Here is a 22,157-nt window from a genome sequence, read left to right as displayed (position 1 = left end):
TTAATCGACAAGTATTATTTTTGACTCATTCTTAATAGATTTTGTCTATAAAGAAACTGTATATATATTATTTACAAGCCGTTTCATTTATATTACACTATCATTAAAATAACAATTCACTAAGAACTGTTCTTTTTTTGTATCGTTTTTGCAATGCGTATAATTAGGAAATTTGAATAAGGCATATTTGACAACAGAACCAGTCCTTATTTTAAACCCACACATGTGGTTAGGCATAATAGCTTTCATTTTTTTGACGGATACCTTTTAAGGGCATTCACATCTCATTTTAGAATACGAAAAGGTATATTAATTTTAGTGATAAAAGTAGGATTCGTAACATAATATTTTATATTTTTGTTGGCTAAATTAAAATAACCGCTTATCAGAACGCTGAAGAAGACCGTACGCTGGATCGTAGGTATTATACTCGGAGTATATATCGGAACCATTGTTTTGCTGAATATTCCTTATATTCAACAAAGGATTACCGTATTTGTTGCCGAGGAGTTATCGCATATAATGGGCACGCAAGTAACTATCGGTAAGATAGATATCGGATTGCTAAACCGCATTATCATCGACGATGTGCTACTTGACGACCGCTCGGGCAAAGAGATGCTAAAGGTCACCCGACTTTCGGCTAAATTTGATATTCCTGCCTTGATGAAAGGGAAAATAGCCATTAGTAGTGTACAACTGTTTGGTTTCAATATCAACTTAAACAAGCAAACTCCTGAGTCAAAACCTAATTTTCAGTTTGTAATAGATGCATTTGCTCCGAAAGATACGGCCAAGACTGCCAGTCCTATTGACTTACGTATCAATTCTGTTCTGATACGACGCGGCAGAATAACCTACGACATACTATCAGAAGCCGAGACTCCGGGCAAGTTCAATCCCAAACATATCAAACTACAAAATATCATTGCCAATATATCGCTCAAAGCATTGCAAGCTGATTCGGTCAATGCCTCGATCAAGCGTCTGAGTGTTGAAGAAGGATCAGGGTTCATTCTCAAAAAGCTGAGTATGAAGCTTGTTGCCAATGACAAGAAGATGCATATCGACAATTTCCTTATCGACCTACCGGGTACCTCGCTAAAAATGGATACTATTCATTTGAAATACGACAGCTTGGGAGCTTTTAAGCATTTTGCCGACCAGGTTCATTTTTCATTCCGCACGCTTCCTTCGCATATTACACTCAAAGACTTCTCTCCTTTTGTTCCTGCACTCTCGAACTTCAAAGAAGAGATTGAGTTAGGAATCGATGTTAGCGGAACGGTGAATCAACTGAACTGCTCCAAACTTGAGATTACAGCCGGAAACCATTTCCAATTACGGGGTGATGCTTCACTGCAAGATCTGTCTCACCCGCAAAATACCTATATCTTCGGTAATCTGTCGCGCTTATCGGCCAGTAAAGACGGAATTGGTTTCCTTGTGCGCAACCTCAGTCAGAACTACAACGGAGTACCTCCTATCCTGACACGCTTGGGCGATGTATCCTATACCGGAGAAATATCGGGTTACTTTACCGATTTGGTTACCTACGGTACACTTCGCACCAGCATTGGTTCCGTTCGTACCGACTTAAAGTTAGGGTCGAACAAGGAGAAGGGGATCTTTTCTTATTCGGGGGGTATAAAAACCGAGAATTTCTCTCTGGGCAAGCTGTTGAATGACAATAAGTGGGGACAAACTACCTTTAACCTCAATGTACAAGGCAAGCATTTCGAGAAACAGCGGCCGGCTGTGGTACTGAAAGGATTGATTGCCGCTATCGAATACAGCAACTATACCTATGAGAACATCACGCTCGACGGTGAGTATATACGCGGCGGATTCAACGGAAAAGTGGCCGTCAACGATCCCAACGGCTCTTTGGTGGCCAACGGAAGCGTCAATTTGGCCGATAAGGTACCGACGTTCAACTTTTTGGCTGAGATAAGCAAAGTTCGTCCACACGATCTGCATCTCACTCCCAAATACGAGAATGCAGAGTTTTCGGTTAAGGTAAAGGCAAACTTTACAGGAGGCAGTATTGACCAAATGGTGGGTGAGATCAATGTAGACAGTTTTTTGTTTGTTGCGCCCGAGAAAGAGTATTTCATGCGAAACCTCAATATATCGGCTACTCATCCCGGTAATAAGAATCAATTGAAGCTCACCTCTGAGTTTATCACAGCCGATGTAGCAGGAGACTTTCTCTTTCGCACGGTACCCGCCAGCGTGATCAACATCATGCGCCGCTACATACCTTCTCTTATACCGATACAAAAGAAAGCAGCAACATCGCTCAATAACTTTACCTTCGATATCAATATCTATAATACAGATCTCTTATCGACCGTTTTCGATATTCCGCTGAAGGTGTATACCCACTCTACCATCAAGGGGTACTTTAATGATGCCGCTCAACGGGTACGGATAGAAGGTTATTTTCCGCATCTGCAATATGGCAATATGTTTATCGAATCGGGATTATTCATCTGCGAAAACCCATTGGATCAGTTTCGCGCGCACGCCCGGTTTACGAATATGAAAAAGAATGGAGCTGTAAATGTTTCGCTTAACACGTTGGCCAAAGACGACGAGCTGACCACCACCATAAACTGGGGAAACAATGCTGCCGTGACCTACAGCGGAGAGTTATCCACTGTGGCCAAGTTTTTCCGTACCCCCGGAGATAAACCGCTACTCAAAGCAGTGGTCGACATACAGCCTACCGATGTGATTCTCAACGACACCCTGTGGCAAGTACACCCTTCGCAGGTTGTTGTCGATTCGGGGCATATCGATGTGAATAACTTTCACTTCAGCCACCGTGACCGTTTTATACGCATCAACGGTAGAGTATCAGACAAAGAGAGCGATACCATCCGCGTCAACCTAAAAGAGATCAACGTGGGGTATGTATTCGATATGGTCAACATCAAAGATGTTGATTTTGAGGGAGACGCTACCGGAACTGCCTATGCAAGCGGACTACTTAAGAAGCCCGTCCTCGACACCCGTTTGTTTATTAAGCGATTCAGCCTGAACAAAGGCGTATTTGGCGACATGGACATCTACGGTGCGTGGCATAACGATAAGGAAGGTATCTTTCTGGATGCCCGTATCAAAGACGGCACCAACGCCCAGACACGTGTCAATGGCTATATCTATCCCCTAAAACCGGCAAGCGGGCTCGATCTCTATATAGATGCCGATTCGCTCAACATCAAGTTCCTTGAGTTCTACATGAAGGACATTGTGCAGAACATTCAAGGGAGAGGTACGGGCAAAGTGCATTTCTACGGAAAATTCAAAGCGCTGAATCTCGATGGGTCGGTCATGACCCGGGCTTCGCTCAAAGTAGGCATTCTCAATACCTCCTTTGCACTGAATGACAGTATCCACCTGGCTCCTACCGGCATTACCTTTAAGAAGATACGCATCTCCGATCTCGAAGGGCATCAGGGAAGCATGGATGGCTATCTGCACTTTCAGAACTTCCGCGACATGAAGTATCGTTTTGACATCGATGTCAACAATATGTTGGTCATGGATACGAAAGAATCTCCCGATATGCCTTTCTACGGAACCGTTTACGGAACCGGAAACGCTTTGCTCAACGGCGATTCGCAAGGACTCGATGTCAATGTGGGTATGACCACCAACCGCAACACCACCTTTACCTATACCATCGGCAGTGTTGCCTCGGCTGCCAGCAATCAGTTCATAAAGTTTGTCGACAAAACACCCACCCGTAATCAACGCGATTCGATCCGCCTGATGAATGACTACGAACAGGCACAACAAGAACAGGAAGAAGAAGAAAGAGAATCCGGTGCCAATATCCGTCTCAACCTATTGGTTGATGTAACACCCGATGCGGCTATGAAGATCGTTATGGATCCCATTGCTGGCGACTACATCAGCGGACGCGGTTCGGGCAATATCCGTACGGAGTTTTACAATAAAGGCGATGTGAAAATGTTTGGTAACTATCACATCGATCAAGGTATCTATAAATTCAGCTTGCAGGAAATTATACGTAAAGACTTTATCATCGAAAACGGAAGTACGATTACCTTCAACGGGCCTCCGCTTGATGCTACACTTGATATCAAGGCAACCTATACCGTGGCATCAGCTTCGTTGAACGACCTGATTCCCGAAGGAGGATCTCTCACACAACAGCCCAACGTGCGGGTGAATTGTATGATGAACCTCACCGGCATTCTGCTGCGGCCTACCATTAAGTTGGGTATAGAGATTCCGAACGAGCGCGACGATGTACAAGCGATAGTGCGCAACTACATCAGCACCGAGGAGCAGATGAATATGCAAATGCTCTACCTGCTGGGTATCGGCAAATTTTATATGCAAGACAATACCAATACCAACCAAGGTTCGAGTATGATGACCTCAGTACTGTCTTCTACCTTATCGGGGCAGCTTAACAATATGTTATCACAGGTCATCAACAACAATAACTGGAATTTCGGAACCAACCTGAGTACGGGAGATAAAGGTTTCTCCGAGCTCGAAACATTCGAAGGTATCCTCTCGGCACAACTGCTCAATAATCGCCTGCTCATTAACGGAAATTTCGGGTATCGCGATAACCCATTGGCCAATACCAACTTTGTGGGCGATTTCGAAGCAGAATGGCTACTCAACCGTTCGGGTGAGGTACGCTTGAAAGCATATAACGAAACGAATGATCGCTATTACACCAAAACCAATCTGACAACACAAGGAATTGGTATTATGTATAAAAAGGACTTTAATAAATGGAACGAACTCTTCTTCTGGAACCGATGGAAGCTAAATCGCTTGAAGAAACAGTCGGAAAGTGTAGAAGAAAAGGCCAGGGCAAAGAATAAAAGGGAATAAACCATCGGACTGATAGGGGAACTTTATTCCGAGCAGATTTCAACCCTTTTTAAACATAGTGACCAAACTGTTTTTGCCTGATTTGTAAGGCCCGCGAATAAAGTCGGAGAACCTGGCGGGCTTTTGAAAAAAGCTCGTGGGAAATTTGAAAAAGCCGGCGATCTTTTTGTAGAAAGCCACCAGCTTTTTTCAAAGAATTAAGTATGTATATAACAAGCTGTTATTTCTCATCCCTATTTCCTTGTATACGATGAGAAACACAAACGGAATCTTGTTGCTTTTTATAATTTTGCGTGTATTTAAAAACTTAAGTGTGAGGTATAAACGTTGGGTTTATTTAGCTGCCACGTTCCTGATAATACTGGCAGGACTGGCTTCGCGAAGGTATAGTGATCTATTGCCCGAGTTCATCGCAGCTTATGCAGGTGATACACTCTGGGCGGCTATGGTCTATTTGGGGCTACGTTTTCTGTTCGTCCCGGTATCTGTAATGAAAACGGGCATTGCCTCTTTACTTTTTTCTTATGGCATAGAATTCAGCCAGCTATATCAAGCAGACTGGGCAAATATGGTGCGAAGTAATACACTTGGAGCGTTGATCTTTGGGCATGGTTTTTTATGGTCCGATATGATATGTTATACCATCGGAATACTGGTATGTGTTGCCGTAGACTATTCGATTGAGCATCGCACAGCTTCGTCAAATACATAATCGAATTTCTTGCTTTACTAACGAAATTACGTATATTTGAACCGATTATCAACTTAAACCAATTTATTATATGAGAGCTGTTTTTTTACCCCTCATCTGTATCGTAGCCATAAGTCTTAGTTTTTCATCATGTTCAAGCCATGTTTACGTGAAAGCCAAACCAAACAAAGTGAAAACGATTCCTCCCGGACAAGTGAAGAAAATGACCGGTGAAAAATCGGCAAAGCGATATGCGCCCGGACACAATAAATAGTAGCTTACTATGAGCAAAGGCAGCCCATTATGAGCTGCCTTTGCAAATCAGATTTTAGCTAAGGTTTATTCAGTCGGTTGTTCCGATGCTGTTGGTTCTTCCTTTGCCGGAGCTTGGGTTACTTGGATCAGTTCACCTGTTTCTGTTACTGATTCTCCTTTTTCATTGAAGAATACGGTCGACTCCTGCCCGTCTTTCGATACGGCTATTACCTTAAATACCTTGCCCGATGCTTTTTCGGCAACGAAAGCTTCCTTAATCGTTCCCCCCTCAAAGCTTTTGGCCAGCGCGTTCATTACTTCCGATGGAAGTTCTTTGACTTCTATACTCTTAAACTCATCTTGCGGGTTCTGTTGAGACTGTGCAACAGCCGTGCTGTCTACCGATGTTGAAGCGAATGCTACTGAAGTTCCCAATCCCATAATCATTGCTACTGCTACTAATACCTTTTTCATAATCGTATGTTTTTAATGTTGATACTGTTGTTAAACTCTTATGCTAACTATATAACAAAGGACGTGCCAGAATACAGAACAGCCACTTACCTTTTAATTATCAACAACTTACATGAAAATACGGAGAAATCCACATTGGGGAAATAATGGGGGGGTAAGTACACACATTGTAGACTTTATACACAGAAAATGATATTCGTTTGCGTGCCGGCACATAATGATGCAGGGTATGAATAGAAAAAGCTACGGATACCCTTGGAATATCCGTAGCAGTTCTCCAAACATTGCCTTGCCGACCCATAAAGATCATAAGCCAGGCCGCCTGGTCATCGAAAGAAAAACAGAATATTGACAGAAAGGTTTACTCCAATTCATTGAGAGTACAGATACTCACTCGGTTCCAATCAGGCTCTGAAAACAGATCGCCCACTCCCTGACCCTCTGCTACAATGCGACTTACCGCAATCTTATACTTACTGATAAGAAGCGATTTAACCGCATCCGCTCGCTGAGAGGCTATTTTTGCATTTATCTCGGCACTGCCTTCGGGAGAGGCATATCCTTTGATTGTAACAGTAGCTGCCGGATGACTCTTCATATAGGTTGCTATACGTTCTACATTCGGAAGTTGCGATGCATCAACCAAGGTTTTTCCTTGACGGAAGGTAACAACAGATTCCAAAGTCTGGCTCGTTTTCGTCACCGTTTTTAGAGTTGGTTTCTGATTGCGACAATAATCCAACTCGCCCAGCAACTGAGCGATCTGGCGATTAGCAGCATCCAACGAATTGTTTGCATGAACACCTTCTTGAACTTGTGCACGCAACTCATTGATCTCCGCATTCAACCCGTTTACCTCAGACTGACTATAAGGCCTTTCCAATGTCATGTGGTGCTTACCATTACTACCTTTGAAATGATAAATCAAACCGGTAGTCAGCTCCACACCGGCATGATTGGCATTGAAACGTCCTTGTCCGAACATCATATTTCCATCCAGATTATAGACCAGAGCAGGTTTCACAGCTATTGTCCAAGCCTTCTCTGTTCCTAAATTGAAATTAAAATTCAAACCGACTTTAGAGGATATAAAATTCTCATCACCTTGCCCATTCACGTATGAATGTAACCACCCGGCTCCGGCAACGGCTTCTATTTCGAAAGTACGAGGCGTGCCAAGGTATCCCCCGAATAGATTATTCAAGTTAACCTTACCCAATAGGCTCACATTGGAGTAGTCAAATACCGTAGAACTTCGACTTGTATTGACCGACCACATCCCTTCAAAACCAAAGCCAAAGATGGGAGTCAATTGTTTGCCGAGCTCCACTCCCATTACAGGGCGCATACTTTTCCAAAAAGGATTATGGGTAAGTGGAGTAACCCCACCGGCATTAAGCCCAACAGACCAATTGTCGGTAAGCTTACTGCCATTTATCAACTTCTGAGCAGAAACGGTTAATGCAATAGCACTAAACGTGACCAAAGCGATCATTTTTTTCATAACAAAACGTTTTAAATTAGAGGTAAAACATACTAAATACTTAGCTTATATATTCTCAAAAAAAAATCTTATAAACATCCGCACTTTCTCTACGATAAAAAGCTTCATCGTTATAACGGCTTTTGTACCAACAGTGAATAGGATGTTTCCGTATTGGGGGTGCTGTCCGAACCTCTCATCCACCCAACGGTAATAGTATATATGCCTTGCTTCATCTCACCCTCCCAAGTTGAATAGGTTTGTCCTGTCAGGTTCATGCCATCCTCGTATTGAACGACATATATAAGTCCGGGATGATCGGATGCAAGATGAATCTTACATCTTTCATCAGCGACAATGGCTATGGTATGTTTATTGATTTCAGGGGCTGCAACATCTCCTTTTACGTAGAATATCGTATCGGAGGTCATCGTAGAGTCAGACAAATCTCTTGGCTCTTGAACAGTATTCTTCTTTATACACGAAACAAGGAACGGCAGCACACAAAGGCAAATCACCGCACAAGATTGTTTTACTTTGTTCATAGCAATATTAGCTTTACTTCATTTTTGAATCATTCTATTAATTAATACATCATATCAATCAATACAGTGGTATTAAGATGCATCAAGCAAGAGGCTACCGATGAAAGAGATCGGCACCCCATTAATAAGTTAAATGACAAAGTATATGCCAGAAATAAAAAAACCACAAACAACTATAAATTAATAATTTATATAAAAAGAAGGAGTTGTATAGATGTGGAAACAGTGGAGAAAGTACACAGTAAGTGGGGAAATTATCCACACAGTGTATAGGATATACGTCTTATCTTTCGACTCAACGTTTCCGGCTTATCTTTTTCGGTATGATCCCTTTTTCCGTCCTATAAGAGTTATGGGAATATTGTGTCAGTAGACAAAAATAAAACCGCAAAAGCTTTATTACAAGCTATTTGCGGTTTTCTATTGTGATTCCGAAGCGATTCTATATATGAAATTAAATAAAACAGCACAAATCATACTTCTCTTATTTATCAGCACTTTATAAATTTCTATCATTGCATAGTTGTGCACTATATTTCATAATATTGCAAGTTTGCGGACAAAATAATTGTTGTTTGTCCGCACTTTATTTACTTTTGTGCATATCTTCAATATAAGAAATATGGCAAAAATTGACGTAAGTATTTCATCATTAGTAAATGGAAGTGGTAAGAGTGAACTTTTATTTCGAGTGAATGTAAACAGAGACATAAGACTAAGAGTAAAGTCAGGCATCTTTGTTTATCCAAATAGGTTTAAAAACGGGGTAATAGTTTTACCACGTGCCGAAGATGGAAAAGGGACACGGAAAGAGATGCTAGATGCGAGCACGACTTTATCGAATCTAACTGTTTCGATTATCAATTTCTGTGAGACAAATAAATCCATTACAAAGGATGAACTTGTTGTCTATATTGATAAGTATCACAATCCGGAGAAGTATATTCAAAAAGACGATAAGAAAGAGCCACTATGCGAAATGTTCCAGCGTTATGTAGATGGATGGTTAGACACAGGTGTTATAGGATTAGGTAGAAAAAAACACTATGATGTAGTTATCCGGGAATTAACACGATTCTTTATCATCAACGGAATAGATAGGTGTCCGGTAGAGGATTTCAATAAAGAACGAATTCTCAAATTCCGTGATTTTCTTCGTACTGAATACACTTTAGTTGAAAAATATCCCGGCTTATATGTGGATATGAATAACAGAAATAAACCGTCAAAAGAAAGAAGTCAGAATACAATTGCTGAAAAGCTTCTATTATTACAAGCGTTCATGGTTGAACTTGAAAGTAACGACATTATTCCTGTTTCTCCATTCCGTAAGATAGGAAAAGAAAAGGAAGCGATAATGAAACAACAATACGACGAGCCAGTATTTCTTACTAAAGCAGAATTTAATATGCTCTTAACAAAAGAATGTCTGGAATCGCTACAGCGAGTAAAAGACTTATTTATAGTGCAATGTTGTTTCGGATGCCGTGTGGGAGACTTTAGGCGGTTTACTTTTGACAATATTGGCATTGAAGAAGGAATACCTTACATTCATTACTTACCTCAGAAAACACACAAAGATGGACTTATACGCACTGAGATTAAAACTCCTATTATTCGCATTGCTTATGATATTATTATGAAGTATAAAGGCGAACTGTCAAACAATGCTTTGTTACCCTATTATCCTGATGGAAATGGTGAAACTGGATACAATTATCAGATAAAAAAACTACTTGAATACTGTGAAATCAACCGGAAAGTCGCAATGTTCAATACTACATTGAAACTCAATGAATACAAATCCATATATGAAGTTGCGAGTAGTAAAATAGCGCGTAAAACACATGTAGATTTGATGAATAAAGTACAAGTTGATAAATATGCGGCCGGCCTCCATGCGAAAAACAGCAGTGCAGTAAACAGGTATACCAATATGGGAGTTAGAGAACGTTTTATCCTCATGTGTGCTGCTTTTGGAGATGAAGAATATAGAGTTGATTCGGAACTCGGTATAAAGAGATAGATGAAGGAAACATAAGGTTATCGATTATATCAACCAATACAAGAATACAAAAGAAGGCTACTGTATAGTGCAGTAGCCTTTATATTTTCATTAAATAGGCAATCCATTAACCCTGTTCTAACTTCTCTCTAAAGTCATACAACTGAGCAATATTTGACCGAAACGTCTTAATAACAAAACGGATACATTATCGGGGGCTTACAGAACTACCGCCCAGCTACTTTCCATGATCATATGCGGGGAAGAAAGTAGCAAAAAAAACAATTATATTCCCAAATTAATTAATTCACCTCTAACACTACCACTATTTAATAGAACTTTTATTCCGTTTTGATTACAATCATCACTAATCCGTGAATCTAAATCTCTTTTGTTATTAATATCGCAATAATCATCAGTGTTTTTTGTAAAAAAAAGTACAGGAACGTCCCAAGGTTTCCTATTTGCTAATTTCATACACGTTCCCCAAATATAGCAATCTTTATATTCTCCTTTCTTATGTGCTGGGGCAAATTTATGTTTTGTTCTAAAATGAGCAAATTGTTGATACGTCTTTTGTTCTCGAAGAATATATGTTTTAGACCATAGTATTTCAGAGAAATTAACGAACGTTGTAATTGCATCAAGACTATTTATACTTCCAAGTATATTTGCGGAGTGTTCATCAGTTTGAAAAGCGCAATATTTCTTGATAATATCTTGGGCAGATGTTTGCTTCCGGCGAAATTCACTTTCTATTTCCTGTATGTGATTATTATACTCATATAGAACAAGTTCTGAAGTTACTGAAATAAGCTCATCATTGTTGATTTTTTCTAAAATATACTGGTAGTTATCATACGCGTTAATATTCTCTCTATCCGCTATTCTTAGAATGTCCAAGAGAGCGCAAGTGTCCCAAAAAATAATAGGTCTCTGTATTATTTTACTCAAAAAGACTGATAGATAAAAACTCCCTCTATTTGCTATTTTCATAATATTTTAATAAAGCAATACTATATTCATAGTACAGAGTTAAGTCATTTACTTCATGGTTAATATAAGATTGATTCCAGCCTTTGTCTTCAATTAACCATTTCTCAAAATCGGAAGCATTTAATTCGTCGTTATTTTCTACTATTTGTTTTAAAAATTCAAACCATAATGCTTCATCATAAGCATATCCTATTGGGTTTGATTTATTGCAAGTTGCTTCCCATCTCGATAATGCTTCATACGCTTTCGGACTAATTAATGAATCCATAGAAATCATTTCACCTGAATAATGGACATTGTATCGTTGGTCTAAATAGTTTTTTAGAAAATCATAATAAAAATCATTCATCACTTTGTTATATCTATCAATACCCAAATCCGAAATTGTGTTTGACACGATATTAGTAACTTTAAACTTTGCATTATTTGCTACAATCCATATTTTAGAATCGAAGTGTTTTTTTGAAGTGGTTTTGAAACAAGCCACTTGATTTTCCTGAGCAAAAATATTTTGCGCATACTCTTCGGATAACTTTTTCTCGAAGACAAATTGTTTAGAATCGTTTTTTTTCAATTTGTCTAATAATTGAATGAGATATACTTCCTCCGACTCTATTACTAATTCTGTAAACTTTTTCATATAGTCATTATTTTTTTTGCAAAGTTAATCACAAAGAAACACCCAACAATAAAATGTTGAGTGTTTCTTAACACATTCATACAAAAAAAGTTTATTTCTTCTACTTGTCACTATCGTTATTGAATGAGAAAGAGCCGTACCAACTGTCCGAAATAATCTTCCACATACACGTCAATGACCTACTGATCGGTTTAGGCAGAGGTGTAGTAAAGGCAGAGCATACCTAACAATCGGATTACCTCGAAAAAAGCAGTGCTTATATATCTACCGAAAAAACAAGACCGATAGAGCATAACCAACTGTGCAAATCAATAAAAGTATCATACTAAAAAAGACAACCCATTTTCTGAGTTGCCTTTTTTAGTGAAGTCTTGCTAATGTTTATTCAGCCGATTGTTCGGGTGCTGTAGGCTCTTCCGGTGCGGGAGCCTGAGCCTGCTGAATCAACTCACCTGTTTCTGATACTGCCTCCCCTTTCTCATTGAAGAATACGGTTGACTCTTGTCCGTCTTTTGCTACGGCTACCACCTTAAAGATTTTGCCCGATGCCTTCTCAGCGACGAAGGCTTCTTTAATCGTTCCACCGTCAAAGTCTTTGGCTAGTGCGTTCATTACTTCCGATGGAAGCTCTTTGGCTTCTATACTCTTGAACTCATCCTGTGGGTTCTGTTGAGACTGTGCAACAGCCGTGCTGTCTACCGATGTTGAAGCGAATGCTACTGAAGTTCCCAATCCCATGACCATTGCTACTGCTACTAATAACTTTTTCATAATCGTAAGTGTTTATCGTTAATACTTTTATTGAACTCTTATGCTAACTACAAAGCAAAGGGCATGCCACAAGGCAAGTAAAACAGTATAAGCACTCGTTATCAGCGACATAACAAATCATGGACATAGCTCGTTATTGGGGAAACAGTGAGGATCGGTACACAAGTTGGGGAAATTATACACATAACACCCTCAGAAGATGCCAAAATTGGCGACACTGCTCAGTGAGTGCGCAAGGTGGGGGTATATGGTGCTGATAGGGTTTGCGACCGGGAGCACGAAATGAATAAAGGCAGCTTATTGGGCTGCCTGTAAATCTTATTAAATATATCACAATATTTATTTACAATCATCAACATGCCTCACGACTTCCTTAATATAATTACTTAGATCTCTATAACCATCTTCAAAAGATGTATATTTCCAACTATACCACCATTCATTAGCTTTAAATCCATCCAGTATAGACGTCATATGTGCTTTCAATTCATCAATAATATTTTCAGAAGAATAATGGCGCCCAATACCATAATAGATAGTATTGGAATTATTATCTTTTTCAATCAATACGGAAAAAGGTATATTATTCCAAGAAAGTTTTACTCCAATTTTAGGGTAATTTCTATCATCAATATAATTCATTGATTCTAAATCAGGGAAATCTATTTTCAATCTCTTACTCCATTCCGCCCAACACTCTCTTTCATTTTCAGATTGCATAATAGCTAATTGGTCGCGGATAGCATTCACTTCTTTTATCTTTTCGTCCAAAATAAAGTGATTTTGCTCTGGTGAAACACCAAGTCCTAGCACTTCAGAAATTTGTTTTTTTAGTTCCTTATTCATGTTTTTTTGTATATTTCGTAATGAAAATAATCCTTCTAAATGATCGATATATTGCTCTACACAACTTTTTAAATAAACATCTTTGATTCTAATGTTAGGCAACAAAAAGTCTCGTAACCAAGGTAAAATATGATTCCGGTAAGTCAGTCTTATATATCTGTTTTCAAATAAGTCTTTATATTTACCCCAGCTATCATCATTTGGGGATTTACCATCATCACGTGATAGATAGAGAATATAAATCTGCTCTTTTTTATACCCTAACTCAGTCACTTTATCAATATATCGACTTAATTGGCGCTCTTGATCAATTGCATTATGTATCTTATTCTCAAAAATAAGGGCGTATTCCTTATCTAGTACAAGAACATCTATTCGTTGTTTTTCTGCTGTAATAGAAGGAGAAGATACATTTAATTTAAAGTCTGGAGTGTTTGACACGATATAGTCTAATAAACTTTCCAATATTTCAAATCGCTCCTTGTTAGATTGCTTAAGCAAATGTTCTAAAATTTTGCTGTGAGCATTCTCATTAGCTCCTATCATATCAATTATATTAATATGATAAGGTAGTTTAGTTTTTTCTTCCTCCACTTTTGCTATGAAGGTTTTCAGCAAACTATTAACCCCTAAAAACTTTTGTTTTTCTAAGTCAATAGATACTCCAGTGATCTTGTCAACTAAACACATATCACAAGCCAAATTATCTTTGTCAGTTTTCATAATATTATTAATGTTAAAAAATAGCCTCCCATCACATTAATCTATGTGCAATCTGATTTGAGACGTGCAAATGTACAAAAGAAGTTTTGAACTTTCGCAGAAAAAAGAAAAATCCACTTCCGAGGAAGCAAGACAAAAGAAAATAGCGTATTATCAACACAAGATATCTATTGTCCTTTATTTTCTTCAGCTGCCATTTTTTTCAAGAATTCTTTTGTACTATTTGCAAATTCTTGTTGTGCTTCAGCAGCTGCTCTTAAAGGTCCTCCGATTAGACCATCTATTGGGAGTCCTTTAAAACTATCAGGTACACAGTTATCTGGACGCTTAGAAGATTGTTCTTCTTGGCTTTGTTCAGGAGATAGATTGCTTTGCTCTTCCATGGTATAGATTCTTTAGTCCAGACGCAAAGGTAAGAAAAAGACAATACAGTGTATTTCGTTATTGAAGGATTTTCTTGAAAGCGTTATAGATTTGCGGAAATGCAGTATTTATTTCCGGGCTATATATAATTCGCTCCAAATATTGTATTTTTCAGCATATAATTTTCGGGGAATATTGTATAACGAAAAAGCCCCGTTTCCGAGGAAGTAGGACTAATTTAGGAGACGCAATGGGATTAGTTAAACATTCATTCTCCTAATCCGACACGTCACTTTCTCTACTATAGAATCAACTTTCTCTAAAAGCAAATCTATCTGTTTTCTATCTATTAAAACCAAAGCTCCATCAATAGTATATCCAATCCTGTGAACAAGGTCATGTCGAATTTTTAGTTCAGGTTCCAAGTTTGCCATTCCTGGATTTACATCAAATGCAGCTTCGTATAAAGCTGTAACCTTTTCTTGATTATGAAAAACAACTCTCTGAACTTTCTCAATGAATACTTTCTCCTTATTAAGGCAATCTTTTCCATCTAAAATTTTTCTTGCTTCACTTTTTTTATCACGCACAAGAATCTTCACCTTTCGAGATATTACACGGTTGTATAAATTGTAGTTATTACACACCTGCCTCATAAAAGTGTTAAAGAGGAAATTTTCCAGTGCTCCAAATATACTTATGAATTGCTGCTGAAAAAATAAGTTAACAAGATCTTCTGAAGCAACAATGCTTTCAATCATCTTTCTTACTTTAGCAATATTTTCTTTATAAAGATTATATGTAAAATCATGATTATCAAAAAAAAAGACAGCATTTCCATCCTCCACACCATAAATTACAAAATCTCCTTTTATATAATAATATGTAAAGATAGACCCATAATCTTCTTTAATTCTTAAAATGCCTTCTGGTGGAGTTATTATTTCAGCATTTGCTTTAAATTCATCTCCGGCGTATATCATAATATCTTTTGAATAAAACATACAGCGTTCAACAACGACAGTCCCATCTATATAAACTATATTTTTCATAAGTACTATAAAACTAAATAAAAAACGTCACTTCTGATAATTATTTCTTTAAACCAACTATAGGCAAATCTTTGTTGCCTAATTTCAAATCGGCTCTAATGGACTTAATCAGTTTTGTAAAATAGATATCATGAATCTCGGCGGGTTGTCCAATTACTCCTTTCTCATACTCATCTAATTTTCGCATAACGTCAGAGCTAGCAGTTAACAACAATTCATTTCTGGCCTCTGAGTATGCTGAAAGTGCTATTTTATGCTTATCTGTACCATTATTGCGTGCATATCCTGACAACGCTCTAAGAAAATTTATATAGTACACCTCCTTTAATTTTCGATTTTGGAGAATAACACTATTTCTGTTAGCAAGATATGCCCCTATAATGGATACAACAATTGCGACAAATGCTCCCAAAATTGATATAATAAGCTCTGTGCTCATATTCTTTTTTTTTGCGATAAAGATACATATTTTATTGAAATAAATGAGATAGCCGTATGAAAAGCTTAGCCGCTTTTCTATATTCGATAAATTTTCACATGAAGACGAAAAAGCCCCGTTGGTAGACGGGGCGTTAATTTCTTAGAGAGAAGAGTAATGCAATCTATGCAATCGAGCGACTATACATCAAGAACACATCCTTATGGTAGATATTCACCTGTCCGTAGTTTGCGTCAAAGACCTTCTTTACTTCATATCCATTTTCGAAAGATAATGCTTTCAGTACTCTCCAGCTGATTTTTCGCCAGTTCATACCGTGATCTTTCGCCCATCTTTTTATAGAGAACCATTCTTTTGATTCATCAAGCTGCTTTGTTTTCTCTTCAAGAAGCAAATTCGCTCTTTGCCCCTTCTCGTATTCATCGGCCCATGCGCGTGCTGCTTCTGCCGGGTTAGAAAAGTCGGGAACAATCAAAGCACCTTTCCTTGCTATCTCTTCCATTTTAATGAAGTACTTCCGTGCTTGTTTCCCTTTCTCGTTGCCTTCAACCATTGATAATTCTTTGGCGGCATCGACTGAAAGAACATAATCCACTCTATTCAATCCCCCTCGCCCCTGACTTTCGCTTGATAAATTTGTCAAGCGAACAAAGTCTACATTTTCGACTAAATCGTACTTATCAATACGATTCTTAATCCAATTGGCAAACTCTTGTTTACTCTCCAGGAAAGAGTGCAATTCTCGTGCGCTTACTGCCTTCTTTCCATCTCTCTCAGTGATTTTAATCAGTTCATTCATACACTATAAATTTTAATATTACTCTTACCAACCATAGAGTTGTCCGACAACTCCTGCCTAATACCATCTTACCGCCACGTTTGGTAGCGCTGAAAGTAAAAACTCCATCCTTTCATTGCCCTAAAGTGGTATGCAGGCAATTACTCAGACAGAGCTTTAATATTGTTATCGGACCGATACCACTCGGCCATATTATTCGTTTTGTAAGGTGTTTCTATATTAAAGTATAAATCACTTTTAGTTTTTCCCGGTTTTCGTTACCAACAAATGTGAAAAATAAATAATTGTGCAAATGTAGGTGGTAGTATTACGACCTACATTCTACATATTAATTTCGATAGAAATTATTTCTTTCTCCACCTATACACCAGCCATCCTAAAATAATCACAAGTCCGATCAGCGCGACCACTCCCCAGATAATCCCACCAATCTGCCTTGGTACCGTCGTTTCTTGCTTCTGCTTATCCTCTTCTCTGGCATCCTTAACCTTAGTACTATCATTTGAGTGCTCCATGCTGGACTGATTAAGCGTCGTATTGCTACTTTCTTCCTTTTTCTTATTGGTACCCTTCTTCGTATTCTTTTTCGTCTCAGAGAGAACAGGAGACTTACCGGTTGATGGGTCAGCTAGCTTGCTTGTATCATAGACAGTAGTAACCTCTTCCGTCTCCTCAACGACGTCTTCGGTCTCGACCTTTTTGTTCTGCTCGTTGAGTGAAGCAGTATCTTTCCGATTGGTTTGGCTCCCGGATTCGATTGATGTTTGTTGCTTAGATGAAGATTTACTACTACCACACGATGAAATCAAAGAACCGCAACACATAAGTAACGCAACAATAAGCGCAAGCATAAAGCATGCACTTACTTTCAACTCTTCCCGTTTCATAGCTTCAGCGTCTGTTTCCTGTTACCACTCTTCTTATAACTCACGTGTACCCAGCTAAAGTCCCTTTCGTCTATCAGTTGATCAAACGGCAACTCTCTACGGATGATCTCAAACAATGCCCGGTTTCCCTCCTTACTACCAACGGTGATATCAGCCGCCTGGCCTAACCTGTGTTGGCTGGATGTAGCGCCGTTAACACTCCGATTCAGTGAAGGACAACGATAGCCGGAACTTATCCGTATGGGCTTGCCATACTTCTCGCGCAACGGATCGAGCACATTGTTTACTAACTCAGTCAGATTGCTGATCGCTTCCGCAGTGGGATAATTATCAATACCGCGAGCCAAGGCCGTATCGCTATGACTCAATTCTTTCAGTGTAAAATACTTCATTTTGTTTCCTCCTCTTCTACTTCAATGATATCGCTCTTCTTAGCGAAGAACTTGAATATATTTACCTTGATCTTCTTTCCCTTCGCCTCAAAATAATTAGCGAAGCAAGAGTTGATCTCTATGCCGTACACAACAAGCATCACCAGTGCCGGCAAGGTGGTGATGCCAAAAGAGACACCAAACGTTGCCCCCAATGCTCCAGCCGTGAAAATCCAACACAGATAATCAATAATCTTGTTTATAGTTCTTCTGACAGCCCGTGACGTGCGAACCTTCTCCTTGCGAACCTTGGCCGCACTAATCCCGAACCGTAGGTCGGCAAGGATGAGAATTAACCCCAGCAAGAAGAACCACCGAAGCGGCTCCAAGAACTCAATACAACCGCTTAAGGCAGCGGTGGTAATACCTCCAATCACATTCCTTTCATCCATTTACTCTTTATTTACGATTATACTACCTTGTTATAATTACACTAACTTAAACTATACCTACATAAAGCGATTGTGCGCAGATAATCAATGCCCTATCTTTGCAGTGTGAGGAATTAATTAGTCATAAATTCATTACGTAGCTATATTTAAGTTAGTGGAAAAACCGCCCGGTCTGTGATAGGTCGGGCGGTTTTTCGTTTGGTTTATAACTCCCCTCCGGCTACAAAGTAGTCAACTAACGCAGACTCAAGCTGTGCTCTTTCTTCTCCTTGTAAGATAGAGACACATTCTCCCTCTTCGTTATACTCGTGATCGACAAGTAGCTTCTGAATATAACCGGCCTTTTCTTGATCGACATTAGTAGTTAACTCTTCGATAATGGGAGCAACTATTTTAGTTCTATTCTCACCTCTGATTACTCTGAGTTGACGTACCTCACCTGAGGATACTTTGATGAATGAGAGACTATCCAATAAGGATAATCGTCTCGCTAATGCTTCTTGATTCATGATTTTGATTGATTTTGATTAATAATATTGTCTAATATAGGGCAAACAGACTCTTGAATGAAGGCTACAAGACCCATACGAATATACTTATTCAGCACAACTGCCTGTTGTGCATCTATATCGACCTCACCATTCCTATAGATTTCGCGTCCAAGTTCCATTTCGCCAAGATCGGGTGTGTTATTGTAAATCACATTGCCCAAATCCTTAGAAATGTCATAAACTTCGGGGATGCCTTCCAAAGGGTGAAGTTCTCCATTTTCATCTTTCACCTTCTTCCATCGAGGACCGCCATCAATGTCTTTCACCTCAATTTGTCTAAAATCGATTTTCATAATTTTGTTGTTATTAAATTTATTAAAACTTGTTTCTACCGAATATCATCACTTGAAATTCTGCCGGATCTTTCTCACTTCCGCCATCATCTTTAAACAATAAGGAAAATTGGCTCGCACTATGCCCGAAAAAACTGACCGTAGTATTCCACCAGTTCCAATTATCGCGAATCTGAGCATTGCCAATCGCATGAACAAAGTAATCTACATGACCAAGATTATGTGTTATTGTGTAACACCCGGCTCTTTGTCGGCTTATACCTGTGACAGTCAATCCGTCTCCCCATGATCTTACTAGTCTAGGATTCCAGTTTGAACAACTATACTGACCACACCATAGCACACCGGGCGCGTTCCAAACCTCACTTGGTCGCTGACCAAAGATGTGCCCCCCGTACGATTTAATTGCATGGCTTTTTCCGCCACCGTTAGACCTCACATATAATGCAGTTGCACCTGAGTTGTCAGCTGTAATAGTACAGCCGTCTCCTTTATCGTTTCTGATAGAAAGCATAGGTGCAATATCGCTGTCGTTAATACGTAAGAAGCGTATCATATCATCTCCAATCATAATTCTACCCGTACTATCGGATGATGTTAAGCTTCCCCCATTAACCGTAAATCCTCCGATCTTAGCACCGTCCGTTAATACCATGCTACCACCTTTAAGCATATTGTTTTCAATGATCATACCGCCGATCTTAGCACCGTCCGTTACAGTTAGCCGCCCGGTTGTTATATCCAACGATTCTATTGCTTTAGCTGTGACCAAAGCAGCCTGTACGTTAGCAGCATTCAGCTTATCAGCAGTAATAGTACCGCCGGCTATTTTATCGGCAGTGATTGATAGGGCTGATATACGAGCCGCATTCAGAAACCCGGTATTAATCTTACCGGCATCCAAAGTGGCAATCTTAGCATTGGTAATGGTACCGTCTCCTATATTAGCCGTACCAAAGACGACATTGGTAGAAGTTATTTGCTGTGCAACGAGTGTACCGGTATACACTCCGTTCGAATCAATGTAGGTAGTACGATCATTGGCCATCGTGTCGAATACGGTGGCATAGGCTACTTCAACGTTAAATGCAACGTCAGGTCCAACAAAAAAGAAGAACATACCACTAGAGAATGTACCCGTACCGGAACATTTGACACGGTAAACGTATTCGGTATAAGTGCCGGTGCCGATGTTGGGCGTCAACCACTCCGAAATAGGATTATCGCCTGACGCATTGGTCGCATAATTAATGGTATACCCCTTGGGGATATTGGCTATAATACGAGCAATAAACTCACAATGCCTATAGGTCTGCGTGCCGAAATAGAATCCACCGAGTCCGGGTGAAGTTGAACCACCACCTAAATACCGATATCTCATATAATAGCCACTTGGACCCGGCACGCCATCGGGCTTTACTAACCGTTCCCAAATGCTGGTAGTACCACCGGAATTATTATATCGGTTCGTGGAGTTTGCACTTGTCCGAAAAAACGGATCGGCATACTTCATGACTCCATTCATGTAAGAGGATGCAATGGCGTCACCTTTGTCCCCTTTATCACCTTTGCCACCTGTGGGGCCGATTGGTCCAACGGGACCAACTTGACCTGTTGCACCGGTAGCTCCTGTTGCACCGATGGGACCGATAGGACCCGTTGGCCCAACTGCACCCGTATCGCCCTTTACCTTCGTCCATGTATAAGCCGAAAAAGTCATGCTGTCGGCTTGAGTAAAATCGACATACTGACCAATGTACTGCCCGGGTGTTTCACCGTTGTTTGCAGTGAAAGTCGTACCATTATCCGAGTACTTTATATGCAAATAAGATGTTTGCCCGTTTGCACCTGCTGGACCTGCAATACCATTTGTACCTGCTGGACCTTGTGAACCTTTGAACTGTGCCCACATATATGAGGTGTAGGCAGCAGGTGCTGTCGAACTTCCTGTGACCGCTATACCGATATAAGTGTTGGGAGTGGTCACCATCGGATTACCGTTGGCATTGGCAGAGTAACGAACGTGCAGGAACTGCGATGTGCCGGGGATACCTTGCGAACCCGTAGGGTCTGTGGCTCCTGTTGCTCCCGTGGCACCCGTTGGGCCAACTGCACCTGTTGCTCCTGTATCACCTTTTACCTTCGTCCAAGTATACGCTCCAAATACAGTACTATCTACCCGCTCGAAGTCCGCATACTGACCGATCCATGCACCCGGAGTCTCACCATTGTTTGCGGTAAAGGTAGTACCATTGTCCGAGTACTTGATATGTAGGAAGCTTGTTCTTCCATCTACACCTGCAGGACCTGCAATACCGTTTGTACCTGCTGGACCTTGCGAGCCTTTGAATTGCGCCCAAACGTATGAGGTATACGATGTGGGAGCGGTTGAACTAGAGGTTACAGCGGTGCCGATGTAGGTGCTTGGTGTGGTAAGCATTGGGTTACCGTTGGCAGCAGTAGAATAGCGTACATGAAAGAATTGAGATGTACCCGGTATACCTTGTGATCCTGTAGGACCCGTTGCCCCTGTTGGGCCTACCGCTCCGGTGGCACCTGTTGCGCCAGTATCGCCCTTTGATATAGATTTGAGCCAGTCCGTAGCATTGTCGCCCGGCACTTGCGTAGTAAAGC

At 40.0% G+C, this 22,157-nt stretch carries 18 protein-coding genes and 3 pseudogenes; 4 read left to right on the top strand and 17 right to left on the bottom strand.

Annotated features, from left to right (window positions below; genetic code table 11):
* The first annotated feature begins 486 nt into the window (after positions 1 to 486).
* The 3 genes from TY03_RS09175 to TY03_RS21825 all read left to right on the top strand — a co-directional run bounded on the left by TY03_RS09175 (position 487) and on the right by TY03_RS21825 (position 5,852).
* Positions 487 to 4,887: a translocation/assembly module TamB domain-containing protein gene (locus TY03_RS09175; RefSeq protein WP_148335648.1), complete on the top strand. Its 4,401-nt coding sequence runs from the start codon at positions 487 to 489 to the stop codon at positions 4,885 to 4,887.
* 313 nt (positions 4,888 to 5,200) lie between these two features.
* Positions 5,201 to 5,599, top strand: coding sequence for a ribosomal maturation YjgA family protein (locus TY03_RS09170; RefSeq protein WP_042370135.1), 399 nt, complete (start codon positions 5,201 to 5,203; stop codon positions 5,597 to 5,599).
* Between the two features lie 70 nt (positions 5,600 to 5,669).
* Positions 5,670 to 5,852, top strand: coding sequence for a hypothetical protein (locus TY03_RS21825; RefSeq protein ID WP_074434157.1), 183 nt, complete (start codon positions 5,670 to 5,672; stop codon positions 5,850 to 5,852).
* A 140-nt stretch (positions 5,853 to 5,992) separates the two neighbouring features.
* Here the strand turns inward: TY03_RS21825 and TY03_RS09165 are convergent.
* The 3 genes and pseudogenes from TY03_RS09165 to TY03_RS09155 all read right to left on the bottom strand — a co-directional run.
* Positions 5,993 to 6,307: pseudogene (locus TY03_RS09165) on the bottom strand (hypothetical protein); the annotation flags it as partial.
* A gap of 361 nt (positions 6,308 to 6,668) precedes the next feature.
* Positions 6,669 to 7,811, bottom strand: coding sequence for an OmpA family protein (locus tag TY03_RS09160; RefSeq protein ID WP_042369429.1), 1,143 nt, complete (start codon positions 7,809 to 7,811; stop codon positions 6,669 to 6,671).
* Positions 7,812 to 7,921: 110 nt separating this feature from the next.
* A complete protein-coding gene (locus TY03_RS09155; protein ID WP_148335630.1) occupies positions 7,922 to 8,335 on the bottom strand; it encodes a hypothetical protein in 414 nt (137 codons plus the stop codon).
* A gap of 622 nt (positions 8,336 to 8,957) precedes the next feature.
* On the opposite strand from TY03_RS09155, the gene TY03_RS09150 reads away from it, so the two are divergent.
* The gene (locus tag TY03_RS09150) at positions 8,958 to 10,361 is read left to right on the top strand and encodes a site-specific integrase (protein ID WP_042369425.1); all 1,404 of its coding nucleotides are present in this window, start codon (positions 8,958 to 8,960) and stop codon (positions 10,359 to 10,361) included.
* 264 nt (positions 10,362 to 10,625) lie between these two features.
* Here TY03_RS09150 and TY03_RS09145 read toward each other — a convergent pair whose 3' ends face one another.
* The 14 genes and pseudogenes from TY03_RS09145 to TY03_RS22625 all read right to left on the bottom strand — a co-directional run.
* Entirely contained in the window at positions 10,626 to 11,336 is a 711-nt protein-coding gene (locus TY03_RS09145; protein ID WP_042369424.1) for a PIN domain-containing protein, read from the bottom strand.
* Positions 11,320 to 11,976 carry a hypothetical protein gene (locus TY03_RS09140; protein WP_042369422.1) on the bottom strand — a complete coding sequence of 219 codons (657 nt, stop codon included), beginning with the start codon at positions 11,974 to 11,976 and terminating at the stop codon, positions 11,320 to 11,322. The genes TY03_RS09145 and TY03_RS09140 overlap by 17 nt, the downstream gene beginning before the upstream one ends.
* Positions 11,977 to 12,432: 456 nt before the next feature.
* Positions 12,433 to 12,747, bottom strand: a pseudogene (locus TY03_RS09135) (hypothetical protein); the annotation flags it as partial.
* 339 nt (positions 12,748 to 13,086) lie between these two features.
* Positions 13,087 to 14,316 (bottom strand): PD-(D/E)XK nuclease family protein, encoded by a 1,230-nt coding sequence (locus TY03_RS09130; protein WP_042369420.1) that lies wholly within the window; start codon positions 14,314 to 14,316, stop codon positions 13,087 to 13,089.
* Positions 14,317 to 14,483: 167 nt separating this feature from the next.
* A complete protein-coding gene (locus TY03_RS09125) occupies positions 14,484 to 14,699 on the bottom strand; it encodes a DUF2589 domain-containing protein (RefSeq protein ID WP_042369418.1) in 216 nt (71 codons plus the stop codon).
* 240 nt (positions 14,700 to 14,939) lie between these two features.
* Positions 14,940 to 15,731 (bottom strand): hypothetical protein, encoded by a 792-nt coding sequence (locus TY03_RS09120; protein WP_042369416.1) that lies wholly within the window; start codon positions 15,729 to 15,731, stop codon positions 14,940 to 14,942.
* Positions 15,732 to 15,771: 40 nt separating this feature from the next.
* Positions 15,772 to 16,170: a hypothetical protein gene (locus TY03_RS09115; RefSeq protein ID WP_042369415.1), complete on the bottom strand. Its 399-nt coding sequence runs from the start codon at positions 16,168 to 16,170 to the stop codon at positions 15,772 to 15,774.
* 163 nt (positions 16,171 to 16,333) lie between these two features.
* On the bottom strand, positions 16,334 to 16,969 hold the full coding sequence (locus TY03_RS09110) for an antA/AntB antirepressor family protein (RefSeq protein ID WP_042369413.1): 636 nt from the start codon (positions 16,967 to 16,969) through the stop codon (positions 16,334 to 16,336).
* A 344-nt stretch (positions 16,970 to 17,313) separates the two neighbouring features.
* Positions 17,314 to 17,856 carry a hypothetical protein gene (locus TY03_RS09105; RefSeq protein ID WP_042369411.1) on the bottom strand — a complete coding sequence of 181 codons (543 nt, stop codon included), beginning with the start codon at positions 17,854 to 17,856 and terminating at the stop codon, positions 17,314 to 17,316.
* A complete protein-coding gene (locus TY03_RS09100) occupies positions 17,853 to 18,248 on the bottom strand; it encodes a D-Ala-D-Ala carboxypeptidase family metallohydrolase (protein WP_042369409.1) in 396 nt (131 codons plus the stop codon). Before TY03_RS09100 ends, TY03_RS09105 begins: the two co-directional genes overlap by 4 nt.
* Entirely contained in the window at positions 18,245 to 18,679 is a 435-nt protein-coding gene (locus tag TY03_RS09095) for a hypothetical protein (RefSeq protein WP_042369407.1), read from the bottom strand. The genes TY03_RS09100 and TY03_RS09095 overlap by 4 nt, the downstream gene beginning before the upstream one ends.
* Positions 18,680 to 18,882: 203 nt before the next feature.
* Positions 18,883 to 19,188, bottom strand: a complete 306-nt coding sequence (locus tag TY03_RS09090; protein WP_042369406.1) for a hypothetical protein — start codon at positions 19,186 to 19,188, stop codon at positions 18,883 to 18,885.
* A complete protein-coding gene (locus TY03_RS09085; RefSeq protein WP_074434154.1) occupies positions 19,185 to 19,523 on the bottom strand; it encodes a hypothetical protein in 339 nt (112 codons plus the stop codon). The genes TY03_RS09090 and TY03_RS09085 overlap by 4 nt, the downstream gene beginning before the upstream one ends.
* Positions 19,524 to 19,545: 22 nt before the next feature.
* Positions 19,546 to 22,157: pseudogene (locus tag TY03_RS22625) on the bottom strand (hypothetical protein); the annotation flags it as partial.

This window comes from Bacteroides neonati (assembly GCF_000499785.1).
In the GTDB taxonomy this organism is placed as follows: domain Bacteria; phylum Bacteroidota; class Bacteroidia; order Bacteroidales; family Bacteroidaceae; genus Bacteroides; species Bacteroides neonati.
Note: the sequence above shows the minus strand (reverse complement) of the source record. Positions and strands in the feature narration are given on the sequence as shown.

What these genes read in the sequence shown, in the direction of transcription:
- TY03_RS09115 (WP_042369415.1), bottom strand. Translation starts at nt 16,170, where the DNA reads ATGAGCACAGAGCTTATTATATCAATTTTGGGAGCATTTGTCGCAATT.
- TY03_RS09090 (WP_042369406.1), bottom strand. Translation starts at nt 19,188, where the DNA reads ATGAATCAAGAAGCATTAGCGAGACGATTATCCTTATTGGATAGTCTC.
- TY03_RS09130 (WP_042369420.1), bottom strand. Translation starts at nt 14,316, where the DNA reads ATGAAAACTGACAAAGATAATTTGGCTTGTGATATGTGTTTAGTTGAC.
- TY03_RS09085 (WP_074434154.1), bottom strand. Translation starts at nt 19,523, where the DNA reads ATGAAAATCGATTTTAGACAAATTGAGGTGAAAGACATTGATGGCGGT.
- TY03_RS09125 (WP_042369418.1), bottom strand. Translation starts at nt 14,699, where the DNA reads ATGGAAGAGCAAAGCAATCTATCTCCTGAACAAAGCCAAGAAGAACAA.
- TY03_RS09110 (WP_042369413.1), bottom strand. Translation starts at nt 16,969, where the DNA reads ATGAATGAACTGATTAAAATCACTGAGAGAGATGGAAAGAAGGCAGTA.
- TY03_RS21825 (WP_074434157.1), top strand. Translation starts at nt 5,670, where the DNA reads ATGAGAGCTGTTTTTTTACCCCTCATCTGTATCGTAGCCATAAGTCTT.
- TY03_RS09160 (WP_042369429.1), bottom strand. Translation starts at nt 7,811, where the DNA reads ATGAAAAAAATGATCGCTTTGGTCACGTTTAGTGCTATTGCATTAACC.
- TY03_RS09140 (WP_042369422.1), bottom strand. Translation starts at nt 11,976, where the DNA reads ATGAAAAAGTTTACAGAATTAGTAATAGAGTCGGAGGAAGTATATCTC.
- TY03_RS09105 (WP_042369411.1), bottom strand. Translation starts at nt 17,856, where the DNA reads ATGAAACGGGAAGAGTTGAAAGTAAGTGCATGCTTTATGCTTGCGCTT.
- TY03_RS09100 (WP_042369409.1), bottom strand. Translation starts at nt 18,248, where the DNA reads ATGAAGTATTTTACACTGAAAGAATTGAGTCATAGCGATACGGCCTTG.
- TY03_RS09120 (WP_042369416.1), bottom strand. Translation starts at nt 15,731, where the DNA reads ATGAAAAATATAGTTTATATAGATGGGACTGTCGTTGTTGAACGCTGT.
- TY03_RS09150 (WP_042369425.1), top strand. Translation starts at nt 8,958, where the DNA reads ATGGCAAAAATTGACGTAAGTATTTCATCATTAGTAAATGGAAGTGGT.
- TY03_RS09095 (WP_042369407.1), bottom strand. Translation starts at nt 18,679, where the DNA reads ATGGATGAAAGGAATGTGATTGGAGGTATTACCACCGCTGCCTTAAGC.
- TY03_RS09155 (WP_148335630.1), bottom strand. Translation starts at nt 8,335, where the DNA reads ATGAACAAAGTAAAACAATCTTGTGCGGTGATTTGCCTTTGTGTGCTG.
- TY03_RS09145 (WP_042369424.1), bottom strand. Translation starts at nt 11,336, where the DNA reads ATGAAAATAGCAAATAGAGGGAGTTTTTATCTATCAGTCTTTTTGAGT.